This window comes from Flavobacterium plurextorum, from assembly GCF_024638035.1.
Classification (GTDB): domain Bacteria; phylum Bacteroidota; class Bacteroidia; order Flavobacteriales; family Flavobacteriaceae; genus Flavobacterium; species Flavobacterium plurextorum.
In genome coordinates this window covers 3,979,992-4,003,238 of record NZ_CP100442.1, presented here as the reverse complement: position 1 = coordinate 4,003,238, position 23,247 = coordinate 3,979,992, and the positions used below count along the sequence as shown (strand labels likewise).

At 33.7% G+C, this 23,247-nt stretch carries 19 protein-coding genes; 6 read left to right on the top strand and 13 right to left on the bottom strand.

Going from position 1 to position 23,247, the window contains the following annotated elements:
- Positions 1-4: 4 nt before the first annotated feature.
- Positions 5-1,135, top strand: a complete 1,131-nt coding sequence (locus NLG42_RS17765; protein WP_257681752.1) for an efflux RND transporter periplasmic adaptor subunit — start codon at positions 5-7, stop codon at positions 1,133-1,135.
- Between the two features lie 111 nt (positions 1,136-1,246).
- On the opposite strand, the gene NLG42_RS17760 is transcribed toward NLG42_RS17765, so the two are convergent.
- The 12 genes from NLG42_RS17760 to NLG42_RS17705 all read right to left on the bottom strand — a co-directional run bounded on the left by NLG42_RS17760 (position 1,247) and on the right by NLG42_RS17705 (position 14,568).
- The gene (locus NLG42_RS17760; protein ID WP_099718456.1) at positions 1,247-1,936 is read right to left on the bottom strand and encodes a VIT1/CCC1 transporter family protein; all 690 of its coding nucleotides are present in this window, start codon (positions 1,934-1,936) and stop codon (positions 1,247-1,249) included.
- Between the two features lie 233 nt (positions 1,937-2,169).
- Positions 2,170-2,667, bottom strand: coding sequence for a 4'-phosphopantetheinyl transferase family protein (locus NLG42_RS17755; RefSeq protein ID WP_257681751.1), 498 nt, complete (start codon positions 2,665-2,667; stop codon positions 2,170-2,172).
- Positions 2,664-2,918 carry an acyl carrier protein gene (locus tag NLG42_RS17750; protein ID WP_099718453.1) on the bottom strand — a complete coding sequence of 85 codons (255 nt, stop codon included), beginning with the start codon at positions 2,916-2,918 and terminating at the stop codon, positions 2,664-2,666. The genes NLG42_RS17755 and NLG42_RS17750 overlap by 4 nt, the downstream gene beginning before the upstream one ends.
- Before the next feature lie 69 nt (positions 2,919-2,987).
- On the bottom strand, positions 2,988-4,259 hold the full coding sequence (locus NLG42_RS17745; RefSeq protein ID WP_257681750.1) for a beta-ketoacyl-[acyl-carrier-protein] synthase family protein: 1,272 nt from the start codon (positions 4,257-4,259) through the stop codon (positions 2,988-2,990).
- Complete coding sequence (locus NLG42_RS17740; protein ID WP_089056327.1) at positions 4,256-4,693, bottom strand: 3-hydroxyacyl-ACP dehydratase FabZ family protein; 438 nt, start codon at positions 4,691-4,693, stop codon at positions 4,256-4,258. Before NLG42_RS17740 ends, NLG42_RS17745 begins: the two co-directional genes overlap by 4 nt.
- 250 nt (positions 4,694-4,943) lie before the next feature.
- Positions 4,944-5,996, bottom strand: a complete 1,053-nt coding sequence (locus NLG42_RS17735) for a type III polyketide synthase (protein ID WP_089056326.1) — start codon at positions 5,994-5,996, stop codon at positions 4,944-4,946.
- A complete protein-coding gene (locus NLG42_RS17730) occupies positions 5,993-6,706 on the bottom strand; it encodes a methyltransferase domain-containing protein (protein ID WP_257681749.1) in 714 nt (237 codons plus the stop codon). The genes NLG42_RS17735 and NLG42_RS17730 overlap by 4 nt, the downstream gene beginning before the upstream one ends.
- Positions 6,707-7,834 carry an NAD(P)/FAD-dependent oxidoreductase gene (locus tag NLG42_RS17725; RefSeq protein WP_257681748.1) on the bottom strand — a complete coding sequence of 376 codons (1,128 nt, stop codon included), beginning with the start codon at positions 7,832-7,834 and terminating at the stop codon, positions 6,707-6,709.
- Between the two features lie 222 nt (positions 7,835-8,056).
- Complete coding sequence (locus tag NLG42_RS17720; RefSeq protein ID WP_099718443.1) at positions 8,057-11,272, bottom strand: TonB-dependent receptor; 3,216 nt, start codon at positions 11,270-11,272, stop codon at positions 8,057-8,059.
- 294 nt (positions 11,273-11,566) lie between these two features.
- On the bottom strand, positions 11,567-12,934 hold the full coding sequence (locus tag NLG42_RS17715) for a sensor histidine kinase (RefSeq protein WP_257681747.1): 1,368 nt from the start codon (positions 12,932-12,934) through the stop codon (positions 11,567-11,569).
- Positions 12,924-13,616, bottom strand: a complete 693-nt coding sequence (locus NLG42_RS17710) for a response regulator transcription factor (protein WP_257681746.1) — start codon at positions 13,614-13,616, stop codon at positions 12,924-12,926. Before NLG42_RS17710 ends, NLG42_RS17715 begins: the two co-directional genes overlap by 11 nt.
- Before the next feature lie 34 nt (positions 13,617-13,650).
- On the bottom strand, positions 13,651-14,568 hold the full coding sequence (locus NLG42_RS17705) for a bestrophin family protein (RefSeq protein ID WP_257681745.1): 918 nt from the start codon (positions 14,566-14,568) through the stop codon (positions 13,651-13,653).
- 233 nt (positions 14,569-14,801) lie between these two features.
- Between NLG42_RS17705 and NLG42_RS17700 the strand changes: the two genes are divergently transcribed.
- Positions 14,802-15,545 (top strand): polysaccharide deacetylase family protein, encoded by a 744-nt coding sequence (locus NLG42_RS17700; RefSeq protein WP_233206976.1) that lies wholly within the window; start codon positions 14,802-14,804, stop codon positions 15,543-15,545.
- A 352-nt stretch (positions 15,546-15,897) separates the two neighbouring features.
- Here NLG42_RS17700 and NLG42_RS17695 read toward each other — a convergent pair whose 3' ends face one another.
- A complete protein-coding gene (locus NLG42_RS17695; protein ID WP_257681744.1) occupies positions 15,898-18,522 on the bottom strand; it encodes a phosphatidylglycerol lysyltransferase domain-containing protein in 2,625 nt (874 codons plus the stop codon).
- Between the two features lie 375 nt (positions 18,523-18,897).
- On the opposite strand from NLG42_RS17695, the gene NLG42_RS17690 reads away from it, so the two are divergent.
- The 4 genes from NLG42_RS17690 (at position 18,898) to NLG42_RS17675 (ending at position 23,246) form a co-directional block, all read left to right on the top strand.
- The gene (locus NLG42_RS17690; RefSeq protein ID WP_099718437.1) at positions 18,898-19,419 is read left to right on the top strand and encodes an RNA polymerase sigma factor; all 522 of its coding nucleotides are present in this window, start codon (positions 18,898-18,900) and stop codon (positions 19,417-19,419) included.
- 47 nt (positions 19,420-19,466) lie between these two features.
- A complete protein-coding gene (locus tag NLG42_RS17685) occupies positions 19,467-19,676 on the top strand; it encodes a hypothetical protein (RefSeq protein ID WP_089055026.1) in 210 nt (69 codons plus the stop codon).
- A 12-nt stretch (positions 19,677-19,688) separates the two neighbouring features.
- Entirely contained in the window at positions 19,689-20,534 is an 846-nt protein-coding gene (locus NLG42_RS17680; RefSeq protein ID WP_257681743.1) for a FecR family protein, read from the top strand.
- Positions 20,535-20,633: 99 nt separating this feature from the next.
- On the top strand, positions 20,634-23,246 hold the full coding sequence (locus NLG42_RS17675; RefSeq protein ID WP_257681742.1) for a TonB-dependent receptor: 2,613 nt from the start codon (positions 20,634-20,636) through the stop codon (positions 23,244-23,246).
- The last annotated feature ends 1 nt before the right edge of the window (position 23,247 follow it).

Here is a 23,247-nt window from a genome sequence, read left to right as displayed (position 1 = left end):
CATAATGAAAACATATATCATCACGATTTTTGGTCTTTTGTTGCTGGTTTCTTGTAACAGTGATAAAAAGAATCAAGAGAAGGAAACAGTACAAAAACAAGAAAATACCATTCAGTTAAGCAGCGAACAGATTAAAAATGCCGGACTTGTCGTTGGAAATCCAGAAGAAAGAACGGTAAAAGGAATATTACAGCTTCAGGGAACTGTGACGGTTCCGCCAAAAAGTGTTGTTTCGGTTAGTATTCCGCTTGGCGGCTATATTAAAAAAACAGATTTAATGGCAGGAATGCATGTTCGAAAAGGGCAATTATTAGCGGTTGTCGAAGATATGCAGTACATACAACTGCAACAAGATTATCTTACGGCTAAAGAAAAGTTTCAGTTGGCTAAAAGCGAGTACGACCGACAAAAAGAACTAAATGCGAAGAAGGCAAGCAGTGATAAATTGTACGAACAAACGGCTACAGAAATGCAGACTCAGCGTATATATATGTCGTCATTGGCACAAAAATTATCTTTATTAGGGATTAATGTAAAAACGCTTTCAGCTTCAAATATCAGTAAAACGGTTTCAATTGTTTCGCCAATAAATGGTGTCGTATCTAAGATAAATGTAAATGTGGGTAAATATATTGCTCCAACAGATATGCTTTTTGAATTGATGGAAATGAGTGATATTGTATTGGTAATGAATGCTTTTGAAAAAGATATTCATTTGCTTTCAGTAGGACAAACGGTAAGTGCTTTTACGAATGCCAATCCTACAAAGAAATTCCCTGCAAAAATCGCGTATATAAATCGCAGTCTTAACGATGATCGTGCGGCCGAAGTTATTTGTAAAGTAAACCAATATGATAGCGCATTAATTCCAGGGCTTTTTATTAATGCTGAAGCAGAATTTGAAAACGAAAAAGCCATTACAGTTCCAGAAGATGCTGTGGTAAGATGGCAGGGCAAGTTTTTTGTTTTCGCTTTAAGCGGAAATAATCAATACAAAATGGCTGCAGTAGAACCGGGAACTACGACTGATGGTTTCCGTCAGATTAAATCTTCGGCTATTGATAAATCTTCAAAAATTGTGATTAAGAATGCTTACACACTTTTAATGACTTTTATGAATGGCGGAGATGAATAAGTAAGGCGAAAGTTTGAAAGTCAAAAAGTCATAAAGATTGATATTGATTAAAAGAGTTATTTAGTTAATTGTTGGTAAGAGGGCAGTCCAGATTTGGGCTGCTCTTTTCTTTTAAGTAGTCTGAACACCAAAAATATATCCTACAAGTGCCGACATTACCATTGCAAAAGTTCCCCAAATACAAATACGAAGTACTGCTTTTAATATGTTTGAACCTCCTGCTTTAGCGGCCAAAATTCCTGAGAAAGCAAGAAAGAGTATTGAAAAGGCATATTGATAAAATACCATATCGTGTATGGGAGCAAAAATAGCTACTAAAACAGGAAGTAATCCTCCAACAATAAAGGAAACTGCCGATGCAAAAGCGGCCATTAATGGATTTGCCTGTGTGATTTCGTTTATTCCCAGCTCATCTCTGGCGTGAGCTTCGAGAGCATCATAAGCAGTTAGTTCCAAAGCAACTTGGTGTGCTAAAGGTCTGCTTAATCCTCTTTGTACATAAATATCGGTTAGTTCTTCAAGTTCAATTTCGGGCATGGTTTTTAGAGCATGACTTTCTCTTTTTAAATCGGCTGCTTCAACATCAGATTGCGAGCTTACAGAAACATATTCTCCTGCTGCCATAGAAAGGGCTCCAGCTACTAATCCTGCTATTGCAGCAAGCAAAATAGGCTCTCGTGTGGTAGTAGCGGCGGCAACACCAATAACTAAACTGGTTGTAGATAAAATTCCGTCGTTTGCACCTAAAACAGCTGCTCTAAGCCAGCCGCTTCTGTTGATATAATGATTTTCAGCTTCCATATAGCACGCCTTTAGTTATTTCATTATGAAGTTACTTCAAAAAGCGTTTGGTAAATAGATAAAAGCTATTAGAATGATTCTAAATTTTATAAATTTTGTTTGGGGTAATTAACTATATATTTAAACTTCTATGATTTAGAATCGTACATCTGAATTATCTAAAAAGGAATGTTTTTTATAAGCTTCAGAGAAGTGAAATATTTATCGCAAAGAATAAAGCTTTTTATTTGTCTTTAAAGAATAGTCACCACTTTTTCAAATCGTCCGTGATGACTTATTGATACGCTCTGAATTGTATTTTGAGAAGTGAGCAAGTAGGGAATACCATTTTTATCTTTTAGAATAGAGTTTCTTTCGATTTCTGTCACATCATTTAGATTTTCTAAAATATTGACTGCAATAGTATGAATATGGTCTTTAGAAAGCGTTGTTTTGGTATAATAAACATTTTCAAAACAAGTAACAATGCCTGTAATAGTATTCTGGTTTTGTGATGTGATCGAACAGACGAGTTTTTGCGGGATGTATTCCCTTATTTTGGTTTGTCGGTTATAAATTTTATAAGCCGCTTCTTTCATGCTCCAAAGCTGCCAAACCATAATTTCTGGATTTGGTGCATTTGAAACGAGCAATTGTTCGTCTAGTGCAAATAGTTTTTGTATAAAACCTTTACGCTGCCAGTTGCTTTCCTGTCGCGATTGTTGAATATCTATAACATCATTGCCAATCATTTTTCGGATAACTTAGTTTCTATGATTTCTACGGCAGCTTTTACATTAAGCATACGTTCCATATCGGTATTATCAATTACTACATCAAAGTTTTCTTCGATATCCAGCACAATATCAACCAAGTTAGCCGAATTGATATTTAGATCCTTAATGAAATCAGTATTTTCATTAAGGTCGTCATACGCTTCGGTATTGGTTGTATATGGTTTTATAATCAATTTTAGTTTAGCGATAAGTTCTTCTCTGTTCATATTGGTTTTTAGTTTTGGGTTATGTTTTTTTTCAAATGAATTTGAATTATTACTATAATTTGTAATCTGCTATGAAAATTTCTTAAGGATTATACAGGCATTTACATCACCAAAACCAAAACTGGCTTTGGCAATTATAGTTGGACTAATTTCGATTGTTTTTAAAGGTATTTTAGATGGATCAATCAATGCAGTAATTTCGGGATGAAGATCATCGCAATTGATATTTCCAAATATAAAGCCTTCATGAATTTGCAATGTTGCGGCAATACTTTCGATACTTCCTGCGGCACTTAAGCAATGTCCGGTCATACTTTTTAAGGAATTGATATACGGAAAATCATTTCCTTTTCGATCTAATGCTTTGGTCCAATTTTCAATTTCAAGACTGTCTTTTGTAGTTGCGGTAAGATGTCCGTTTATTGCATCAATATCAACTGCAGAGATTCCAGAATTATTAATTGCGGCGCTTATGCAGCGTTGTACAGCTGTGCTGTTGGGAGCTGTCATACTTCCGTTACCGCGTTGACCGCCTGAGTTTACATTCCCTCCTAATATTTCCGCATAAATAGTCGCGCGACGTTCCAAGGCACTTTCTAAATCTTCAATTACTAATGCACCTGCACCACTTGCAGGTACAAACCCTGCAGCTGAGGCGCTCATTGGTCGTGATCCTTTCTCAGGATTATCGTTGTATTTTGAACTGCAAACACGAAGCGCATCAAATCCGCCCCAAATATAAGGTCCGCTGTCGCCAGTGCTTCCCGCGAGTATACGTTTTGCTTGTCCAGATTGAATGCGGTCGTAAGCCATTAAAATAGCTTCGGTTCCTGTTGAGCAGGCAGACGAATTTGTGGTAATCTGATTACCAAGTCCTAATTTACCGCCAAGATAAGCGCTAATACCGCTATTCATGGTTTGAGCCACAACAGTACTGCCTAATTTTCGAACCTCAAGTTCATCAATTTTATAAATGCTTTCGCGAAATTTATCAATTCCTGATGTACCAGAGCCAAAAATGATTCCACTGTCCCAATCAGGATCCTCGTTAATCTCTATAGCTAATCCTGCATTTTTCCAAGCTTCGATACCTGCAATAACACCATACAAAATACCTGTGCTGTTAAAACCACGAAGTTCTAGTTCTGTAAAATACTGCGCCTTTAATTCTTCAGAGATATCAGGTTTTCCTGCTATCTGACAAGAGAATTGAAGTTCTTCCAACTGAGTATCGTGCCGAATTCCTGATATTCCGTTTTTTATGGCGTGACTAAATTCGGTGATTCCAACTCCGTTTGGAGCGGCAACGCCTAATCCTGTTATTACAACTCGTTTGCTCATAATTTATTTGTAATCATACCAGCCAAAACGCCTTTACAAACTTCTTGCCCGGCTTCGTTTGTCATTACTACATCACATTTTAATTTTCCAAATCTGAAAAATGTTTTTTGAGAAGTTACTGTTACTTTTTCGTTTGGATAAACAGGTTTTAAAAATTGCATATCAGCTGATGTAAAAGCAATTACGGTGTCTTTGTTAAAGTTATCCCCTAAGAGGTAAATACCAAGACAGACCATGCCAATTTGCGCCATCGTTTCGGTGAGAATTACTCCCGGAGTTACAGGATTATCTTTAAAATGACCTTTATAGAAATCAAGATCTTCTTTAAAAGTATAAGTTCCAATAACACTATTTTCATCGACCTGAAGTAATTCATCTACAAATAGAAAAGGTTTACTGTATGGTAACTGTGCTATAATATTCTCTAAGATCATGATTTATTTTTTTTAATGATTTGATGTTTGATTGAACGCGGATTTTACGGATTTACTTCGTAAAGATGCGGGTTAAAACAGATTTTTTTTTATTCTATAGCCCAGGGTTGAAACCTTGGGCAATGTTTATAATTTTCTGTTTACAGTTAAATTAGAATAAAAAATCAACGTTTTTCAATTTTAAAATCCGTTTAAATCTGTGTTTTCGCGAAAGCGAATCAGTAAAATCCGCGTTTAGTTTTATACAATATTACCATTGCAATAAAACTCGTTGTGCCGAGAATCCTGGACCAAAACTGAGCATTAATCCTTTTTCTCCTGCTTGCGGATTTTCGTCCATAATTTGTTCTAAAACGTATAATACTGTAGCACTCGACATATTGCCATACTGTTTAAGTACTTCTTTAGTTGAGTTTATGTTTTTTCCTAATTCTGAGAAAAGTGACTCCACTTTATTAATGATCTTTTTTCCGCCAGGATGGAATATCATATGATCTATATTTTCAATTTTTAAATTATTCTTTTGTAGAAACGGATGAATAATATCTTCGAAATGGGAGGCAATAGTTTCAGGTACTTCTATATCGAGAACCATTTTTAAACCATTATTTGTGAGTTTAAATCCCATCATATGTTCAGCATCATAAAAATGATACATTTCTTCATCGAGTATTTCGGGACCAGAATCTTCTTCGTAGGAGGACAATAAACAACAAGCTGCTCCATCGCCAAAAATAGCAGCGCTAACGATATTGGGCATTGAAAAATCATCAAGCTGAAAAGTTGCTGTTGGCGATTCTACAGCAATCACTGCAGCACGTTTTCCGGGATTGGCTTTCAGGAAATTTTTAGCATAAATTATTCCAGATATTCCCGCCGCACAACCCATTTCGGTTACTGGAAGACGTACAATATCTTGCCTTAATTTCATTTTATTGACAAGATACGCATCTAAAGACGGAATCATTATTCCGGTACAGCTTACTGTAATGATATAGTCTAAAGTTTCGGGATTCCAATTGGCTTTTTTGAGTGCTTTTTGCAAAACCTGTTCGCCCAGTATAATAACTTCCCGACTATAGATATCATTTTTATCTTCAAACGAGGTTGCTGTAAAAACGGATTCAGGATCCATTATCGAGTAACGTTTGTCTACGGCGGCGCCTTCAAATATTTTTTTGACTTTTTTGATGAAGCGTTCGTCTTGTCCGTGAAGCCAACTTTCCAGCATTGGAATTATTTCGGACGTTTCTCTTGAATATTGCGGTAGCTGCTTGGCAACTGTTACTATTTTTACACTCATGTTTTAGTAATTATCCATTGATAGCGAAAGGCCCATTTCCAGTTTATGGTATAGTTTTTTAAGTTTAGTTTTTTTGAGAATTCTTCCAGATCACTTTTTTTAAATCCTCTTAAAATAGATACTAGTCCATCTTCACGCGACATTTTATTCAAACTAAAAAGAACACAGATCAATTCAAAAAGGTGATAAGCTAGTTTGCTGCGATGCAGGTCGTTAATAATAATTCCAACCTCAACATTATTATTAAAGGTAGTAATTATATTTAATATTTCGACATTGGTAAAATGATGTAAAGTCAAGGTACATAATACAATATCATATTTTAAATTTTTAAATTCTGGACTGAAAATGTCTTCGCAGGAATATTGGATGTTAGGATATTCTCTAGATAAATTTTGGGCATATTTTATTGTAAAAGCGTTTGCATCAATGCCGATAAGTTTAAATTTGAGATTATTTTTTTTACCAAATTTGGCCAGCATTCTCAGCATATCGCCGTTGCCGCAGCCTATATCAGCAATTGTTATTGTTTTGGCAGTATCCGTTTTTTTTAGCAATTGTTTTATTCCGTGAAGAGTAAGTTTGTTGCCGCCAAGCAATTGATTTATACGTGCAATTTGGTCAAGTGCAGCTTGAAGTTCTTCTCCTTGAAGAGAAAAATCATCCATAATCTCAGGAGCGAGTGTTCTATATTGAGTGCTTACGGCCATTTACTGAATTGCTATTGTTTTGCCATGTGTTTGTTTTATTATTCTTGATATTACTTTAGGAAACGTTGCAGCTATTGTAACAAGTATGTTTGTAATCGTTTTATGAGTTAAGATTTGGGCTAGAAATCGGCCCCAAAGCATTCTTTTTCCAAAATGAATATTCCATTCTTTGGTATATTTTTTTTCTAATATTTCACGAGACATCTGCTGTCCCGAAAAATATTCTAAGATTAATTCTGATGCTATTTTGGCACTGTGAATTGCCATCGCCATTCCGTTGCCGCAAAGCGGATGAATAAGTCCGGCTGTATCGCCAATCATTAAAATATGGTTTTCAACAGCTTGTTTTTTATCAAACGAGATTTGACTGATGGTTAACGGTTTGTCAAAGAGTATTTTACTGTTTTCAAAAATGGCTTTAAGATGTTTGTTTTTATAAAGTACATTTTGCTGATAATCGTCAATGTTTTTGTATTGTTTGAAGGTTTTATAATCTGCCAGATAACAGATGTTTATGACGTTATTTTCGACTTTAGAAACTCCGCAATAACCTCCTTTAAAGTTGTGAAGCGCAACAAGATCATCGTCTAAACTTCCAGAATAGTGTGCTTTTACAGCTAACCAAGGCGATTTTTTATGAATAAAGCTTCTTGTCAAAACTTGATCTATGTTTGATCTTTTTCCAAAAGCACCTAAAACTATTTTAGTATTAAAAGTTTGATTTGAAGTATTTATAGTAAATGTATCGTCGTTGAAAGATACGTTAGTAACAGTCTCATTAATAATAGTACAATTTTGGGCTGATGCTTTTTGATATAAGAAATTATCGAGTGTATATCGGCTTACGCCAAAACCTCCTAGTGGAAGTGGTGCAGAAGCTTTTTTCGCGTTACTGGCAGTAAATTCAAATTTTGAAATGCTGGTGGGATTTAGTTCTGAAACATCGGCGCCAAGCCATTGCAAATAGGGAAGGATTTCATTAGAGATATATTCACCGCAGACTTTGTGTCTAGGATAACTGGATTTTTCGATCAAGATTACTCTTAGTTTCTTTTGAGACAAATGTATAGCCGCAGTCAAACCGGCTAGTCCGCCGCCAATAATGAGTACATCCGGATTTGTTTCCATATCACCAATTTAAGCATTAAATCTTAAATAATGATGGAGGTGTTAAATTTATTTCGACTTAACTTTAGAAGCTGATAATACTGATTCGCTTTCGCAAAAACGCTGATTGAAACGTATTTTAAATGATTACTTCAATTTGACGCATATTTAGATAAAAAAAAATCCCTCAGTTCCATTAAAGGTGGAACTGAAGGATAATCAAAAAAAATCAAACAAAATCTTTTAGAACGAATATCTAAGTCCAAGCTGTCCTTGGAATCTTGAGGCTAATTGATCTACAGTATATGGTGCTGACGTAGGTTTTTGGAAAGTATAAGTAGGATCGCCAGTAGCAGTTCCGCCAATATTTCCTGATTTTGTTAACCCAAGACTTGCTGTTGAATTATAGGTATTTGGAACAAAATAGCTTCTTCCCCAATCTTTGTTGATTAGATTTCCAACGTTTGCCATGCTGAAAGAAATTTGGAATGTACCAACTTTGTTAACTTTGATTTCGTCCATTAATTTCAAATCAGCTTGAATGTTCCATGGTGTAGTATCGCCATTTCTTTGTGTGAATGTTCCTCTTCTGCTTTTCAAATAATCATGTCCGTTAATGAAAGCTTCGTAGTCTGCAACTTGCTGTGCCGCTGTAGCTGAAGGAACTCCTGCTGCATTTACTCCAATATATTTCGCTGCTTCCGCTGCATCTTTAAAAATATAAGCCAATCCTGCTGCTTGTCCTGTTCCTGCAATTGTAGAGTTTACAAATCCCCAAGAGAATGGATTTCCTGATTGTGCATTAAAATACACGTTTGCAGAGAAAGTATTATTATCAGCAAGTTTTACAGCATATCCAACATTAGAAACAATTCGGTGTTTAATATTGAAATTCGAAGTTGCTAATTGTGGATCATTTGGCGTTAATGATTGGTTCATTTGAAAGTTACTTTCCATTGAGTTACGAATTCCGTTTGTAACATCTTTAGAATCTCCGTAAGTATAAGCTACCATGAAGTTAAGACCAAAGTCGTAAGTTTTTGTAATCATTTCAGTAATGCTGTATCGATATCCTTTACTTGTATTTGAAAGTAAGTAAGCATTTGAAAATGCAGGATTGATGTTTGCTGCGTAAATAGGCATTTGATGATTTGTATCGTATGAGAAATAATACGGATTATCTGTTTTATTTACTTGTTGAAACTCTAGGTCACGAATTACTTTTGTATACATTCCTTCAGTAGTAAATTTATAACCGTCGATAATTTTATCAATTGCAAGTGTATTTCTTAAAACTGCAGGCATTTTAAATTTATTATCAATTAAATCTGCTTGTACTTTTGGTGTTGCATCGTGATAACCGTTTAAACCATTAGCTTTTAAAGGATCTCCTGCAGCAGCTACCTGAGCTGGAGTTAGATTGTTTTTATCGTAGCTTCCGTAACCTACACCATCATTATAATAAGCATATCCTAACCATGCAAAAGGAACTCTTCCTGTAAATACTCCAGAACCACCTCTTATAACTAGAGTTTTGTCTTCGTCTACATTATAAGTAAATCCAACTCTTGGCGAAATTAATGCTGTGCTGAAGAAGTTGTTTTTTATTTGACTTAAAGGCGTGTAAGAATATGTAGTTCCATAGTTTGGATCGGCAGGAGAGTTTTGAACTTGCGGGCTTAAGTTTGGCTTAGTCGGCATATCTGTATAATCAACTCTTACTCCTGGAGTAACTTTTAATTTACTTCCAATTCTAATTTCATCTTGTACATAAACACTGTAAAGGTTTACTTTGAATTTTGCATAAGGATTATTAAAGATCTCATCTCTTGTTGAACCGTCGAACGGATAAGTACCACGAACACGAGTAGGCAGTTTGTTATAGAAATCTGCAAGAGATTTATAAGAAACTCTTCCGTTAAGAGCATTTACAAAACCGTAGTTAATATCGTAGAATTCGTTGTGTGTTCCAAACAATAAAGTATGATTTCCTGTTTTGTACGTTAGGTTGTCAGTAATTTCAGTTGTGTTTTGTTTCATATTAAAAACAGTCGCTTCACGATCATTTCCTAAGAATATTGTTCCTCCATTATAACCAATTTCTGTTTGGGGAAACATAATATTGCTTGATTTTGGATCACGATAATCTTTAATAGCTGAATAACTTGCAATGAAGGAGTTTGACCATTGGCTGTTGAAATGACTTTTGAATTCTAAAACAGTACTGACAGCTTGATTTTTTTGTGTAAAATCCATACTAGAGAATCTAAAGTTTGCCGCATCACGTTCTAGGTTTGAAGCTTGAGAAACTACTGTATTATTTCTTAATGAAAGAGAGTGTTTATTGCTGATTTTCCAGTCTAATTTATTGAAGAATTTTTGACTTTTAGAAAAGTTGTTGTAAGAACCATATGTTCCTGGATCAAAACCATAATTGGTTTTAACAAAATTTGATATTTGTTCTGCGGTCGCATTATCGATCAACGAAGTTACTTTTCCGTTTGCATCTGTTTGTCCTGCATTGTAAAATAAAGGATCAGTTCTCTCTGCATATTCCATATTGGTAAAGAAGAATAGTTTGTCTTTTACAATTGGAAGACCTAATCTAAAACCAACTTGGTAATCTCCAAAAGCACTTGGCATTTTTGAGCCGTCGCCTGCATTATTAGGTCCCGTGATTGCGGCGCTTCTTCCGTAGCTGTAAATAGATCCGCTTACTGTATTTGTACCGCTGCGAGTAACGGCATTTACGCTTCCTCCTAAAAAGTTTCCTAGTTTAATATCATAAGGAGCAATATAAACTTGAATATCTTGTATTGCATCTAAACTTATTGAGTTTGAGCGTGTACTGCTTCCCGGCATACCAGAAGTACCAGATTGACCGCCTAATGATGGACTGAAACCAATTGCATCATTATTGATAGAACCATCTATAGTTACGTTGTTGTATCTAAAATTGGTTCCTGCAAATGAGTTGTTTGAACTTTGAGGAACTAGTTTTGTAACATCCTGAATTCCTCTGTTGATTAACGGAAGACCATTTACTTGTTTTTCGTTAATATTAGTTCCGTTATTTTTAGAAGAAGGTTTTGAGCTTGTAATAACAACTTCTGCCAATACAGTATTATCTGCTTTATTTACCACAATAGCAGGTAAATCGTTGTCACCAAGAGCTAAATGTATATTTGCATTTGAATAATCTTTAGTGTCTGCACTTTTAATTTCTAATTCATAAGGACCTCCAGCACTTAAATTCTCGAAACTGAATCGGCCTTGTTTGTCAGTTACAGCTTTGTAAACTGAGTTTGTAGGTAAATGAGTAAGAGTAACTTCGGCCTCAATTAAAGGACCTGTTCCGTCATTAACTTTTGCAGTTAAAGATGAAGTTGTAATTTGAGCAAAAATGTTTCCTACGGTAAGGAGCATTAAAGCCGAAAAAAAGAGTTTTAGTTTTGTCATTATTTTTAGTTTTTATTTGACAAAGAAACTCAGTTTGTTTCGATCGGATTTAACGCTTTTGTTAACTTAAAATCATAAAACTATTCAGTGTTATCTTAAAATTACTAAGGTGTTATATTAATGAAAATGATTTAACTCTTTAAAATCAATGCTTTATGTAAAACAATGAAAATTAATAGATTAGAGTTAGGTTTAAAGTAGATTAGAAAAAGATTAGAGTGTTAAGCTAGTGTTACGGATTGCAAAAAAGAGTGAAGTAAGTTAATGCTGGTTTCCTTAAAAATGAAGAATTTTTTAAGGAAACAAAAGAGAAAATGAAGTGCCTTTTTGGAGCTCAGAATCTACCGTAATTTTTATATTATGAAGTTTTAGTATTTGCATGGTAATAAAAAGTCCTAATCCTTGTCCTTGTATATGACGTGTATTATCGCTTCTAAAAAAAAGATCAAAAATAGCCTCTTTATCATGATTTGAAATTCCAGGTCCTTGATCTGTAATTTTTATTAGAAGTTTATCATTTTCTGCAGACGCAAAAACAGTTACTTGTGCAGGTGATGAAAATTTAATGGCATTATCTAAAATATTGTACAAGGCAATAAATATCATGTGTTTATTGACGTAAACAGAAAGAAGATCTTCATGATTTGCAACGGCATTTAAATTTACAGAAACTTTAGATTCAGGATATTCAATCGCTTTTTTCTCCAGAACATTCCACAGAATTTCATCTATTCTCACCGTTTCCATTTGCTGCGGCTCAGAAAGTTCAAGTCCAGATAATACTAATAAACCTTCTAATGTAGCTTTCAAGTGTAAAGTATCATTTCGAAGCGATTTTAGAATATCTTGATATTGTTCGTTTGTTCTTGGCTGTTGAAGTGAAACATCAATATCACCAATAATAATAGTAAGCGGTGTTTTTAATTCGTGAGAAGCATTTTTGAGAAAGTTTTTCTGAATCATAATACCACTTTCTAATCTTTCTAACAGATAATTGAATGTGGTCGCGAGTTCTTTAATTTCGTCTTTATCGCTGGTTTGCGGAATTTCTAATCTAGAATGAAGATTTTCTGTAGTTATGGTATTTACTTTGGCAATAACTTCTTCAAAAGGGCGAAATGTTTTTCGTGACAAAAAAGTTCCTAAAAAGTAATTTAAAGGTATGCCAATTAAATAGAACAGTAAGAACATCAGTCCCAATGTTTCAAGCTGTCTGTTGCCGGCGCGATCAATTCCTGAAACAACAATTATAAAATCTCCTTGGTTGTCTTTATAGAATAACCCAACAAATTGTCGGTCATTTATAGTAAACGACGCCATTTTGTTTTTGATTATATGATCTAAATATTGATCATTTAAATCCATATTAATATTGTCGCGTACATAAAGCTGTTTTGTTTTGGCATCGTAAACGCGAATAGATTCGTTGTCGATTTTATTGTATTGAATTTCAATCTGTCGATAACGTTCATTGTTGATTTCCTTAATTTCATCTTTTTCAAAGTAAAAAAGGGCAGTAGTCATGGCGTGATCTTCCAACGTATCGATGTACAAATCTTTCATGTGACTTCTAAACAAGAAAAAAGCACCCGCCATAAGAAGTCCCACCGTAAAGGCAAAAAGCAGAGTAGAATTTAAAGATAGTTTGTTTTTAAGATTCATGACTCTTTTGTTTGAGCATATATCCCGTTCCTTTTATAGTATGAATTAATGGGACTGCGAAGTTTTTGTCTATTTTATTTCGCAGATAATTAATGTAAACGTCTACCGTGTTTGATGTCGAATCAAAATCGATACTCCAAACAGCCTGAGCAATTGCAGTTCGAGATAAAGCCTTTTCCCGATTCTTCATAAAAAATATTAAAAGCTTTAACTCTCGCGACGAAAGATTTAATTCCTTTCCGTCTCTTGAAGCACTTTGTTCTTTCATATTAATTTCGACTCCTGCATAGGATTGAAAATCTAGAATTCCGCTGCTAAATTCCGCACGACGAAGCTGAGCATTTATTCTTGCCAGCAGTTCTTCAAACATAAACGGTTTTGAGAGATAATCATCGGCGCCGGCTTGTAATCCTTTTATTTTTTCTTGCGGTGTGTCGAGTGCGCTTAGAATGAGAATTGGAACTATTATTTTTCTGCTTCTTAAGGCTTCGCAAACTTCAAATCCTGCAATATCAGGAAGCATAATATCTAGAATAATAATATTATATTCATTTTCGGTAACTTCTTTTATGGCTTCAAAACCTTTTGCTATTGTTTTAACTTCATAAAGATGTTCTTCAAGTCCTCTTTTTATAAAGGAAGCAACTCTTGGATCGTCTTCAACTAATAATACTTTATTCATAATTAAATATAATTGTAATGCTGGCTATTGTAAGTTAAAAGATACAATAGTCATTTGAATTTTTTATTGGAGTTACTTTTTTATTGTTCAATTCTAAAAGTGTATTTTCTATCATTTGCGACATTGTGTCCAAAGCAAGATCATTGGGCTGAAGTCCAAAAGGGTTTTCCAATTCATCAGCAATTGCTTCAAGTGCTACAAAAGTATATGCAATAAACACAATTATAAATGGTGTAATCCATCCCATTGTTTCTACAAAGCCAAAAGACAATAAAAAACAATAAATATAAACGGTTCTATGCAGTAATACACTATAAGTATACGGAATTGGTGTGCTCGCGATTCTTTCGCAGCCGCCAACTATATCGGAGAGTTTGTTTAGGTTTTCTTCGAATGCAAGTTGAGTAATGCTGTCAATCTTGTTTTCAGATTTGGCATTTTTTACCCAAATTCCTAATTCACGTAAAATGATCACAGGTTTAAATTGTACTTCTTTAAGTTGTTCTGTAAGTTCTTTTGGAAGCAGTCGCGTCATGTCTTGTGCCGAATCTGTTTCTCTAAGCTGATGTTTCAGACTGTAAACAAATGCAATTAGTAAATTAAGAAAGTTATCACGTTTTGCTTCATAAGCATTGTCATTGATCAAAGTAATGCTTTGTCTGGCTAGAGATCGAGTGTCGTTAAGAAGTGCGCCCCAAAGTTTTCGGCCTTCCCAGAATCTGTCATAACTTACACTATTTCTAAATCCAAGGAAAATAGCAAGCGCGATACCAAACAAAGTAAAAATGGCAGGATTAATATGTAAGTTGTATTGTATAAGATATGGCTTAAAATAAACTACTGTAAAAGAGAACAACAGTAATAATAGAAGTCTGGGAAGGAGCTGAGGCAGAACAGAACCTTTCCATTCAAAGAGCATTTTAAACCAAGTGTCTTTTTTCTTTATAATCATCTGAAAGCGGAGAAATTATTGACTATAAAAATAGTTAAAAGTACAACCTGTTACAAGAAAAATAATAGAGAATATGAGAGAATATTATTTATGTCTAGTGTAAGTAAATGATTTCAAAAAAAGTTTATATTTGACTCTTAATTTTATCATTCAACAAAACAATCAAAACTTTACTGTTAACTAATTGATCGCGGTTTATGAAGCTTTTTTTTATCAAAATAATGGTGTTTTTAATGTTTCTTACTTTCTTGGGCTGCGACAGCAAAAAAGGAAAACCGGAACCAAAGCCGTATGAAGCAGGCGTAATTTTATCTTTTGATGATGCTTATGTCGATGAATGGTTTGAGGCGGATCAAGCTTTGAAAAAATATGGATGGAAAGCTACTTTTAATGTTTGCAGAATCGATTCTATAGGAGCTCCTGAACTAAAAAAATTGCTGCAGCTTCAAAAAGAAGGTCATGAAATTGCAGGTCATGGTTATCATCATTATAATGCGGTAAAGTTTGTAAAGAAAAACGGAATCGATGAATATATGAAGCAGGAAATTGATCCAATGATTGTTTCCATGAAAAATAAATCTTTTAAGGTGACTACATTTGCATATCCTTACGGTTTAAGATCTGATGCGCTTGATAAAGCGTTATCTGCCGATTTTAAAATTATTAGAGGAAGATCTTTTGGCGGCGAAGTTCCAGAAAAACAGAATAGCTATTTTAATAATTCTAAAATAGTTTTTGCTTTTGATATCGATAACAGCCACATACATTTTAGTATTCCATATGTTTTAGAATTGCTTGATTATGCAAAGAAAAACAATAAAATTTTGCTTTTATGCGGTCATAAACCAGTGAAAAATGTAACTGAAAATTATCAGGTAAAAATTGAAACTTTAGAGTTTATCTGCAAGTACATGAAACTGAATGATCTTAAATTTTATAAATTGTCTGATTTAGATGATCTTCTTCCTAAGAAATAAAAGATATTATAGTATTGTTTTTTGCCACAGATTTCAAGGAAGTCCTTTGGCACTTTGAAAAGAAGAAAGAAAATGAATAGCGTCCAGCTTTATCTGGATGTGAATAGTAAATTATGAGAATGACTTTAGTCAAATCGTATTAGATTAAATTTGGCTAAAGCCTGAATCTATGACTTATTTTTCTCCTCCAGTTAAAACTGGAGGCAATTTAAGTAATGTAAAAAATACAACGAGTAAACAAAACAAAGAAGTAACAGCTTTAAAAGAATAAGATATAATTTAATCCCAATAATTTCTTTTTTATGACTTTATGACTTTCGACTTTAAGACTTTCAACTTTAAGACTTCCGACTCAACTTTTAATTACTTTTGCTAAAACCTGCGGAATTTGAAGCAGGTCATAATCGTCATTAAAAACAATATATTGATTTTGCCATGAAGGAGAGAATTTGTCTTTAAAATCTCGAAGACCTTTGTAATGCGAAAATGATTTTAGTTTTTCATAAGCGTATTTCATTGATTTTTCTTGAATAGTCTGCGGATTTTCGATTCCGCTCATTGGCGCAAGACCAAGATCTACAAAGGAAACATTTTGTGCTTTTAAATGATTGAAAAGTGTTACCATCATAAAATCGATAATACCATTTGGCGCATCATTTGTTTTTCGGATTAAGTCGTATGTGCTTTCATTTTTCTTATAATCGGGAATGATATTTAAGAACGCAAGAATTTTACCTTCGTTATTTTCTACTGTAATAATGGTTTGTTTTTTGAGTTCCTCCCAAAGAAAAATTCCTTGAGAAAAAAGCACTTCTTTTCGTGAAGTTTCAATAAGCCATTGATCGCTTACGGCTTTTAGTTGCTGCAATAAACTGTCTTTTATTGGCGGCTCGTTTATTACAGCGCGCAAACCTAAATCTGTGATCTTTTTTATTGAATTGCGCAAGGATTTTCTGTTTTGTCCTTCAAGATGAAACTCCTGAAGATCTACAACAGCAGCCTGCCCGACAAAAAAGTATTTTTTGCCCATTTGCGTGTACATTTTTAAGTTTGCTTCTGGTATGCGATAAAACATGCTTCTTAATCCATAATCATAACAATATTGGTCAAATTCAAGAATGCAGGAACGGATTTCTTGTTCATCACGTCCAACGGGATTTTCTAGTACAACTGCAAAGTTTCCTGACAATCTATAAGAAAGAAACGCATTTTGATTCTTTGAAATAAAAAGCATTTTATCAAAATAGGTTTTGAAATAATCTAAACTTGAATTACCGTATTTTTCTAAAAGTGCAGAGGCAATTTCTTTTTCTTGTGCAGTGACTGTGTTTTTTAGAATCGAAGGTTTTACTAATGTGAAAATTAAGAAGGCGAAAGAAAGAAATCCGCTGATTTTGAGCGATAGTAAAAAATGCATCGCAAATGTTCCTGTTGGATGCAGATTATCACTGCTAATTAGAAAATAATTTTGAAGAGTATATCGAACAGACTCAATAAAACTAAAATCAATGTTAAAGTGTTTTTTGTCGAAGAAATAAAAGCCAAGCACTCCGTAAATTAAGACAGCAAGTATACTTAATAGTGAGGTTTGTAAGCCAATAAGTCCAAGTTTTGGGTTGGCTTTTATATAATATTCTTTTCGCGTTGCAATTAAAACACAAAGTACTAAAAAAGCAATAGTCGATTCTTCAAAATCAATTGCTTTTGTAAGGTTTCCAATCAATGAAATTATGGATAATAATACGGCAAACCACCAAGCCATTCGGAGTCCTTTCAGCATAAAAGCTGCTGTTACTAATAAAAATAAACCAGTGGTGAGTACCAAATAGTTTGAGGTATGTATCGCTTCAATAGGAAGGATATCTTTAAGCGTTAAAAGCCTGCTGTGAATGGCTGGCGTAACAACCGAAATAATATTTATAACACCAAGTATGAACAAAAGCAGTGCAGGGACTATTCGCAAAATTAGTTTTTGTATTCTTGATGCAAACAAAAATACGGCGGCAAGCAAAGGCAGCCAAAATTCGAAAACGCGGTAAAATAGTGTTATCGCAACGGCTTCCATATTATTAAAACCATATTTAATTAAAATATAGCTCATTGAGACTTCGACAGCGCCAAGACCTCTTAATAAAGGAGAAACTATTAAAAAGATTACAGCAACTACATATGCAATTGAAGCTGCCAAGATAGAAGCCTCGAGCTGTATGGCTTTCATGCCGATGTAGATATGTATAATTCCTGTAAGATCAATTAATAAAGAGCAAAGTACAATTTTAAGAAAGCTTTTTCTATTGATTTTATGTTGCTGTAAATCGGTGATAAAAGGTTCTGTTTTTGGGAAACTTTTCAGCAGAAACTTGTAGAAACTTCCTTTTTGAATTATCGAATTAATTAAAACAAAAAGTAATGGCAGAATAAAGATAACAAGTGCTAAAACCAGCCATTCGCTATAGCCAATACTTCCTTTTAATAGAGAAAAAAGAAACAAAGGTATTGCAAGAAGTACAACTGATAAAATTCCAACAAATCCGTATAGGGCGGAGGCTAAATGAATTTCCGTTTTTGTTGTTCCTTTTTTTGACAAACGTTCTGTAAAGAATAAAAGTGAGGTGATACCGCCGGCAGGAAGAAATACACTAATAAAGTTTCTTTTTATGAATAAAGCATTCGCATCTTTCCAGCTGATATTTGCTCCAATAGCAGAAAATGAAACTACATATAACAAACCTTGCAGAAAAATATATAGAATTGTGACAAGCAAAGCAATCAGAACCCATTTTGGCTGTGCTGTGGCAATACTGTTTTTTATTTGATACAATTCACTTTGTTCTTCTTTTATAAACCAAAAAACAATTGTCAAGAAAATTAAAGTCAAGGTAATCTGACCTAACAATTTCCCGTTTTTCGAGAAAAAAGCAACAATTCTTTTTTGAAGCGAGTGCAGCGCAGTTTCGGTTTGGTTTATTTCTCTCATAGAAAAGGACTTATTTACTTTATTTATTATAAAAACAATTTATAAGTTCTGTATTCTGTATTTTTTAACGATTTTTTTTAAAGAATGATTGTCAATTGTAAAACTGAATTTTAAAAAGAAAATAACAGTTAAAAATACGCTTATTTTTTGTAAGATAAAAATTTGTGTTTTTTGGGATTATCAGCATAAATAAAGCTGAAAAGAATACTTTTTTTGTACTATTTTCTTTTCTGTCTGCTCATTTTTCGAATTAAATTCCTGTACTTTGCAGCTTAAGATTAGCTTAAGGAACTAAGTAAAAAAGTCTTTGATGCCAATTTTAAGATACAATATTATTTTAGACATTGAGTTAAGACTAATTATCGTATTTGCATTATGGACAATAGAAAGTTTATATTAAGTTTAAAGAATGGTAATGAGGAGGCTTTTAAGAAAGCATATCTAAGTTACTACGATAAGCTGATAAGTATTGCAAAACGATTTGATTTTACAGTTCTTACTCCGCAGGATTTTATTCAGGAAACTTTCTTAAGACTTTATAATAAGAGAGAATTGCTCCATGAAGATGTTTTATTTGATAAGCAATTGTTTACCATATGCAAGAACATTATTATTAATCATGTAAACAGAGAAAACAAAGTAGTTCAACTTGATTCTCTGCGATTTGAATTTGAAGAGGAAGATACTGATACCACAGTTTTTGAAGAAAGAAAAGAAAAGCTGTACAACTTCATAAATCAGCTTCCTGAACAGCAGCAAAAAATATTTACACTACATAAACTGGAAAACCTTAGCTATAAGGAGATTGCAGAGCTTACAGATCTTTCTGAAAAGACTATTGCTAATCATATTTATCTCGCCAGTAAATTTATTCGAAAAAAAATAGAAGATCATTAGGAACTTTTCTGTTCTCGTTTGTTATATATAAAAAAAGAGAACTTAAAATGCATATTGAATCTTATAAAACAGATGTAAAAAGCAAGGAAGATGCAAGCTTTATGGTTGCACTTCTGCAGTTTATCATTTCTGATTGTATCATGAATTTTGATTTGGAGGATTCTAATAAAATTTTGCGAATTGAAACCAATAGAGAAATAAAAGAAATGGTTTATGGCGTTTTTAATAAACAAGGATTTCATTGTCAAAAACTTTAGCGCTCAAAAGATATGGATGAAAAGAAATTAGAGGAAGAATTGAAAAAAATATGGGACGAAACTCCTGTTGCGCATTCTGACAGTGAAAAAGAAGCTTCTTGGGAAGCATTTCAGGCAAAAACATTTCCTTCAAAAGTAAAAAAGTTTAAGCCATGGCGTTATTATGCAGCGGCGGCAGCGGTGCTGGTTTTTATTTTCATTGGTACTGGAATTTACTTTAATAAAGATGTTACGGGTAATGCTGTAAATCTTGCCGGAATTACAATTGAAAACTCGACTTCAATATTAAAAATTGTGGCTTTGCCGGACAGTTCAAGTGTAGAATTGAGCCCAAATTCTAAAATTGTGTATGCCAATAATTTTGCTGTTGACAGAAAAATTGAAGTTACTGGTCAGGCTTATTTTAAAGTTAAGAAAGACAAGAAACATCCTTTTCAGGTTTTTTGTAACGAAACGACAACTACGGTATTAGGAACTTCTTTTACAGTTGAGGGATATACTAAAAAAGAAGTGACTGTTGAGCTTTTTGAAGGAAGTGTTGAGATGAGTGTGAAAAACCAAGATAAAAAATGGATACTTAAACCGGGTGAAAAATTTACTTATGGAGAAACAACAGCTTCAGTATCTCATTTTAACAGGTTTACGGATTTTGAGAACGAAAAACTCAGCGTTGTCTGCACTTATATAGAAACAAATTATGGTTATAAAGTGACTATTCCAGAGGAATACCGCAGCCAGAGAATTACAGTACGAATAAACAAAAAGGAAGATTTAAAAACAATTGTTCAATTAATATCAGAAATGTATAACCTAAACTTTGAAGTAAATGAGAAATTAAAGCAAATTACTTTTCAGTAGAAAAGAAAAGGATGTCCTAGCCGCGAAACTAAACATCCTTCCCATAGTCAAGACAGCACGGAGCTGTCTATTTAATAATATTCAAAAATACAAAATTTCATGAAGTGTATAATTTCAGCATGCTTTTTTTTATTCAGTTGGTGTATATGTGCCCAAAACATAAGCGTAACTGTAGATCAGACAGTAACATTAAAAGAGTTTTTTAAGCAAATTGAAAATCAAACGGATTATAAATTTGCCTTTACGGATCAGATAAATACCAATCAGAAATATTTTACTCAAAAAGGTGTTTATAACAATGTTGAAGTAAAAGAGGTTATCAATCAGCTTAATAAGACTGCATTGGTTCAATTTTCGGTTGTAGGGAATAATATTTTCGTAAAACATAAAGCTGTAAAAACAACTAAAAAAAAAAATAAGCTGACAGGACAAGTTCTTGATGAAGACAAAGAACCTGTTATTGGTGCTAATGTTTACATTAAAGAGATTGCTGCAGGTGCTTCGACAGATGCAAACGGAATGTTTTCTATAGATTTGGATAAAGGCACGTATACGGTTGTAATCAGTTATGTTGGTTTTAAAAATAAGGAAAAGCAAGTTACTGTTTCTGATGACACTAAGGTAAGATTCAATATGGAGCCAGATAGTCACGAGCTGGAGCAGGTTGTAATTACGGGAAACAAAGCTGTTGATGTTAGGAATACGCAAATGAGTGTTAATAAGCTTTCGATGGCCGAGATTAAAAGATTACCAACGGCGATGGGGGAACCGGATCCTTTAAAATCACTATTGACTTTACCGGGTGTTACAAATGCGGGAGAAGCTTCTTCTGGTTTTAACGTGCGTGGAGGTGCCGCTGATCAAAACTTAATTCTTCTGGATGGCGCTCCGGTATACGGAGATTCACACATGTTTGGTTTCTTTTCTATTTTTAATGCAGATGTCGTTAGCGGATTAGATTTATATAAAGGAGGTATTCCGTCTAAATTTGGTGGTCGTGTTTCCTCTGTTCTTGATGTAAGCCAGCAAACGGGAGATCTTACTGATTATAAAGTAAACGGGGGCATTGGTCTTATTTCAAGCCGACTTTTAGTGCAAGGGCCATTAAAAAAAGATGTTGGTTCGTTTATTATTGCTGGACGTGCTTCTTATGCGCATTTATTTTTAAAACTTACTGATATTAAAAGTTCTGTTATGTTTTATGACATTAATGCCAAGTTAAATTATCGTTTAGGAACAAATAATTCTATTGCTTTTTCTGGTTATATGGGAAATGATTTATTTGATATTAATAATTTTTTTGCCAGTACCTACGGCAATACTATGGGAACGTTTAGTTGGAAACATAGGTTTTCGGACAACTTAAATACAAATCTTTCTCTTTTTTACAGTGATTACAAATTTAATCTGCAAATACCCTTTCAAAAACTTGAATGGGATAGTAAGATTACCAACTATGGATTAAAATACAATTGGAACCACACAATATCAGACAATTTTAAACTTAATTATGGTGTAGAGGGTTTGTATTATGATTTTAATCCGGGAACGGTACAGCCGTATGGTGTTGATTCGCAGTATAATTACAATCAATTAGATAAAAAATATGCTTTAGAAACTGCTGCATATCTGGATGTCGAAAATCAGATTACAGAAAAATTGAATCTTCGTTACGGACTTCGTTACAGTATGTTTAATCGTTTGGGAGGCGAAAGTATCAATATTTATGAAAATGGAGAAGCAGTAGTTTATAATCCGTTATATCATATTTATGAAGAAGGAACTCCAATTGGAAGTACTTATTACGGAAAAGGAAAAACCATTAGCACTTTTACTAATTTTGAACCAAGATTGGCATTATCATATGCTTTTAATGACGAAACTTCTGTAAAAGCGAGCTACAACAGAATGGCGCAATATATCCACATGTTGTCTAATACTCGTGCTCCTTTGCCTATGACAATCTGGACGCCAAGCGGACCTTTTACAAAACCACAATTGCTGGATCAATATGCGGTAGGATATTTTAAAAATTTTAAGGAACAAGAGTACTCTTTTGAAGGTGAATTATTTTATAAAAAGATCCAAAACCGTATTGATTACATTGATGGAGCAAATTTGTTAGGCAACAATAATATTGAACAAGATATCTTGAATGGAAAAGCCAGATCTTATGGTATGGAGTTATTATTGAGAAAAAATACCGGTCGTTTTACAGGATGGGTTTCTTATACTTTGTCTAAAGCAGAACAAAAAACACCTGGAAGAACACCTGAAGAACCAGGTATTGCCAATGGCGAATGGTATTTGTCTGGATATGATAAATTGCATAATTTGAATATTACAGCAAATTACGAATTCAATCCTAAATGGTCTTTCAATGCTAATTTCAGTTTACAATCAGGTCAGCCTGTAACATATCCAAATGGTTATTATGAATTTGGCGGAAGAAATATACCTAACTATACGTTGAGAAATTCAAACAGACTTCCAACTTATCATCATTTAGATATTGGCGCAACTTATACTCCTAAACCAGATAAAAAGAAAGGATGGCAAAGCTATTGGGTATTTAGTATTTACAATCTTTACAATAGGCAAAATGCGGCGTCGATCACGTTTGCACAAAATAATGATACAGGAATGAACGAGTCAAGACAATTGTCTATTTACGGATTAGTTCCTGGAGTTTCTTATAATTTTAAATTTTAAT